The sequence below is a fragment of the Streptomyces sp. NPDC014991 genome (assembly GCF_043080665.1).
In the GTDB taxonomy this organism is placed as follows: Bacteria; Actinomycetota; Actinomycetes; order Streptomycetales; family Streptomycetaceae; genus Streptomyces.
Map to the genome: position 1 here is coordinate 1 of NZ_JBIBVY010000051.1, position 5022 is coordinate 5022.

Genomic DNA, 5022 nt, shown 5'->3' on the forward strand with positions numbered 1-5022 from the left:
GACACCCCGATCATCACGACGGACGCCCGCCACCGCGCGGACGCCAAGAGCGCGCTGATCACGCTCGTGGAACACGCCCTCATGGCGCGCCTGCGATAGCACTCGGACACGAGGAGCGACAGAGCAGTTGTCGTAAAGGTTTCGGAGCCGGCTGTGGCCTTGGACACGGTCGGCTCCGGCGTTCATAACAGTTCGGCAGAGGAATCCTCCGGTCCCGCCACGCGACGCGGTCGCGTGGTGCCGCTGTGCTCATGAACGCCCCGCCTTTTGACGGGCCTCGCTCTTTATGACCGTTTTATCTCGCGTTTACAACTGCACCACCGCCAAGTTTGCAGTGTTTGGATGTGCACTGGTCCACGTGCTGGAATGCCTGAACTGCCCAATGGTCAAAGACGTACTGAGTGCGTACTGAGTGGTCGATGACGAACCGGGCTCTGAGAGACTGCGGCACGACGAAGGTGCCGACCGCCGGAAGGTTGTTGGTCGAGTGAGGCGAAGCAAGAACGGTCCCGAGCCGTCGGCGCGGGGCAACTTCACCCCGCCGCCGCGCGCTGCGGCGCCCACCCCCGCGCCCGGAGCGGAGCCGTCGGCCACTCCCGTGTCCAGCGGCGGCCGTCTCTCCCCGCGCAACTGGCGGGTACCCACCCGTCTGAACGCGATCCTGCTCATACCCGTGATGGTCGGCCTCGTCATGGGCGGCTTCCAGGTGAAGAGCTCGATCGACACCTGGCAGCAGGCCCGCGACGCCGAGAACACCGCCCGTCTGGTGCGTGCGGCCCTCGGTTACGCCGACGCCCTCGAGAACGAGCGTGACGTCACCGCGGCCCCGCTGCTGCGGAACAAGAAGGACGCCGCCGACAAGCAGACCGTCGAAGCGGCCCGCAAGGCCACGGACCAGGCCGCGGACACGTTCGCCGAGGCGACCAAGAGCATGCCGCGCACGACGGGCCTGGTACGCCGGCTGAAGCTGTTCGGTGAGGCCGAGCCCAAGCTGGCGACGCTGCGCCAGGCCGCGTACACCTCCAAGGTCCACGGTGTGGAGACGGAGGAGGGGTACGTCACCATCTCGCACCCCCTGATGGAGTTCGCCAACGAACTCGGCCTGGGCACCGGCAACATCACCTCCTACGGCCGCACCGTCTACGCCATGTCGCTGACCAAGGCGGCCCTGTCGCTGGAGCGGTCGATCGGCACCCATCTGCTGGTCAACCCCGGCCCCGACGCGCCGAACCTGGCGACCCAGCGGGTCTCCCTGTCCTCGTACGCCTACCTGGAGCGCATCGCCCGGGAGGAGTACATCGGTGGTGGCACCGAGGCCGACGCGCAGAAGCTGTCCGACGCCGAGTCGAAGATCAAGTCGGACGCCGCCGCCCTGGCCGAGGAGGCCAAGGCGCGCAACCCGAGGTACGTCGCCCCGCCGTCCGACCCGTCCAAGTTCGTCGGCGCGCTGGCCACCATGAAGGACACCAGCGACGTCACCCGTCAGGGGCTCGCCCAGGGCGGCATCACCGCCGAGAACTGGTGGGCGCTGAACACCCTGAAGTACAAGGCCTACCGCCAGATCGAGTCCGACATGGCGGACCGGGCCGTGAACGAGGCGTCGGGCATCGCCGACGACGCCAAGACCTCGGCGTTCATCACGGGTGCCGTGGTCGTCATCGCCCTGCTGGCCGCGTTCATCCTGGCCGGCCTGGTGGCCCGCCAGATGAGCCGCGCGATGCGCCAGCTGCGCAACGCCGCCTTCGGCATCGCCGAGCAGCGTCTGCCGATGCTGGTCGACCAGCTGTCCCGCACCGATCCCGGCCGGGTGGACACCCGGGTGGTGCCGATCCCCATCACCACCAAGGACGAGATCGGCGAGGTCGCCCGCGCCTTCGACCAGGTCCACCGCGAGGCGGTGCGGCTCGCCTCCGAGCAGGCGCTGCTGCGGGGCAACATCAACGCGATCTTCACCAACCTGTCGCGCCGCAACCAGTCGCTGATCGAGGGCCAGTTGACCCTGATCACCGACCTGGAGAACAACGAGGCCGACCCGGACCAGCTGGAGAACCTCTTCCGGCTGGACCACCTCGCGACCCGTATGCGCCGCAACGGCGAGAACCTCCTGGTGCTCGCCGGCGAGGAGCCCGGCCGCCGCTGGGACCAGCCGGTCCCGCTGGTCGACGTGCTGCGCGCCGCCTCCTCCGAGGTGGAGCAGTACGAGCGCATCGAGCTGTCGGGCGTGCCGGAGGCCGAGATCCACGGCCGCGCGGTCACCGACCTCGTGCACCTGCTGGCCGAGCTGCTGGAGAACGCCACCACGTTCTCCTCCCCGCAGACCAAGGTCCGCGTCACGGCGACCCGGCTGCCCGACGGCCGCGTCATGGTCGAGATCCACGACAAGGGCATCGGCCTGACGGCCGAGGACTTCGCGGACATCAACCACAAGCTGGCCAACCCGCCGACCGTGGATGTCGCGATCTCCCAGCGCATGGGTCTGTTCGTGGTCGGCCGGCTGTCCGACCGGCACGGCATCCGGGTCCAGCTGCGCCCCTCCGGCGAGCAGGCCGGTACGACCTCCCTGGTCATGCTGCCGGACGCGATCACGCACGGCGGTGGCGGCGAGGCCCCGCTGGACCGCGAGGAGTTCACCGTCTCGCAGATCATCCCGGAGCAGCAGTTCCAGGGTGAGAGCTTCGGCCAGCAGCAGCAACAGCAGCCGCCGCTGCGGACCGCCGCCGAACTCGGCTTCGACGACAGCCGGTACACCGAGGTCCCCGACGACCCCCGTGACCTGGACCCCGTCGGCCGCTCCCTGATGCGGGAGGGGCGCCGCGCCGCCCTGGAGACCCAGTCCCACGACGAGCGCCCCGCCGAACCGCAGCAGGACGCGGCCGGTTACGGGGACCCGCGCTTCGAGGGGCAGCAGCAGTCCTACCGGGAGCAGCCGCAGCAGTCGCCGTACGAGGAGCCCGCGTACGAGGAGCGGCAGCAGGCCTCCTACCAGGAGCAGCCGTACCAGGACCAGCAGTCGTACCCGGGACAGCAGTCGTACCAGGAGCAGCAGTCCTACCAGGAGCAGCCGTACCAGGAGATGTACTCGGGGTCGTACGAGAAGCCGTACGACGAGCAGTACTTCGCCCCGGACGGTGAGCAGCAGCCCAGTGGCGGCTTCTCCCCGAACGGTGGCTACGGGGAGCCCGAGTCCGCGTATGCGGAACCGGCTCAGGCCCCGTCCTACCAGGACGACTGGCCCCAGCAGGACGGCTACCAGAACGGTCATCCGGCCCAGTACGCTCCGGAAGCGGAAGCTCCGCAGGCCGCTGACACGAGTGAGCGCGACCGCGTAGGCTTCGACCGTCCGGATCCGGCTCCTTCCGCCGCGCCCCGGCTGACCGACGCCGGGCTGCCCCGCCGCGGTTCACCCGCGGGCGGTCCCCAGGGCGCCGGCGCCGCGAACGGCACGGCGCGGGTGCGGCAGGACACGCCGGCTCCCGCACCGGGTGACGCTCCGGGGGCGCCGGCCGCGGGCGGCGACGGCGACTGGCGCTCGGCGAACGACGCGCGCTGGCAGCAGGCCGCCCAGCTCCGCAAGCCCAAGGCAGGCGGGGTCACCGCCTCCGGCCTGCCACGGCGGGTACCCAAGGCCAATCTGGTCGAGGGCGCCGCCGAGAACACTCCCCAGGGAGGCCCACAGGTCTCCCGCGCTCCGGAGGACGTCCGGGGCAGGCTGAGCAACCTGCGCCGGGGTGTCCAGCGCGGACGCAGCGCAGGCAGTGAAACGAACGGCCAGGCAACCACCGATCAGCACGGTGGTCCTGACAGCACCTACAACCAGGAGCGTTAGTGTGAGCCCGATGAGCCAGGCGGCACAGAACCTGAACTGGTTGATCACCAACTTCGTGGACAACACCCCGGGGGTGTCCCACACGGTGGTGGTCTCCGCCGACGGACTCCTTCTGGCGATGTCCGAAGGCTTTCCCCGCGACCGTGCCGACCAGCTCGCCGCCGTCGCCTCCGGTCTGACCTCGCTGACCGCCGGTGCCTCGCGCATCTTCGAGGGCGGCAGCGTGAACCAGACGGTTGTGGAGATGGAGCGGGGATTTCTGTTCCTCATGTCCATCTCCGACGGTTCGTCGCTCGCGGTCCTGGCCCACCCGGAGGCGGACATCGGCCTCATCGGGTACGAGATGGCCCTGCTGGTGGACCGCGCGGGCACGGTCCTCACCCCGGATCTCCGCGCGGAGCTCCAGGGGAGCCTTCTCAACTAGTCATCGGACGGTGCGTTTGCGTGTCCCGGGGCCGTAAGGTTTCGGGACGCGGCTCCACAGGTTTTCGGGCGCCCGGCGCAGTCGGAGGAGGAGAAAGTGGCAACACCCCCAGGCAGTTCGTCCTCGGGCAACTGGTCGTACGGCCCTGCCCAGGGTCAGGACGACGGCTCGGCGAACCGGTACAACTTCCCCTCCGCTCCCAGCCACCGGCAGCCGTACGCCCCGCAGGGCCCCGGCCCGTCCCCGTACGACCAGCCCCCGGCCCCGCGCATCCAGCCGGTGCAGCCGCAGCGCCGCCCCGAGCCGGCCCCGGCGGCGAACAACCCCCTGGTGCGTCCGTACGCCATGACCGGCGGCCGGACCCGCCCGCGCTACCAGCTCGCCATCGAGGCACTGGTGCACACCACCGCTGCTCCGCACCAGATGCAGGGCCAGCTGCCCGAACATCAGCGGATCTGCAACCTGTGCCGGGAGATCAAGTCGGTGGCCGAGGTCTCGGCCCTGCTGACGATCCCCCTCGGCGTGGCCAGGATTCTCGTCGCCGACTTGGCGGAGGCGGGCCTGGTCGCCATCCATCAGCCCGGCGGCGACGAGAACGCCGGTGGCCAGCCAGACGTGACACTGCTCGAAAGGGTGCTCAGTGGACTTCGCAAGCTCTAGCGGCGGTCCTTCCCGCTCCACCACCTCCGCGAAGATCGTGGTGGCGGGCGGCTTCGGCGTGGGCAAGACCACGTTCGTCGGCGCCGTCTCGGAGATCAACCCGCTGCGCACA

At 70.0% G+C, this 5022-nt stretch carries 3 protein-coding genes and 2 pseudogenes; all 5 read left to right on the plus strand.

What is annotated here, in order from left to right:
* A pseudogene (locus ACF1BE_RS34935) lies at window positions 1-99 on the plus strand (ATP-binding protein); the annotation flags it as partial.
* A 388-nt stretch (window positions 100-487) separates the two neighbouring features.
* The gene (locus ACF1BE_RS34940) at window positions 488-3826 is read left to right on the plus strand and encodes a nitrate- and nitrite sensing domain-containing protein (protein WP_392203015.1); all 3339 of its coding nucleotides are present in this window, start codon (window positions 488-490) and stop codon (window positions 3824-3826) included.
* 10 nt (window positions 3827-3836) lie between these two features.
* On the plus strand, window positions 3837-4250 hold the full coding sequence (locus tag ACF1BE_RS34945) for a roadblock/LC7 domain-containing protein (RefSeq protein WP_030948713.1): 414 nt from the start codon (window positions 3837-3839) through the stop codon (window positions 4248-4250).
* A 96-nt stretch (window positions 4251-4346) separates the two neighbouring features.
* On the plus strand, window positions 4347-4910 hold the full coding sequence (locus ACF1BE_RS34950; RefSeq protein ID WP_392203016.1) for a DUF742 domain-containing protein: 564 nt from the start codon (window positions 4347-4349) through the stop codon (window positions 4908-4910).
* Window positions 4891-5022: pseudogene (locus ACF1BE_RS34955) on the plus strand (ATP-binding protein); the annotation flags it as partial. The gene ACF1BE_RS34950 and the pseudogene ACF1BE_RS34955, both read left to right, overlap by 20 nt.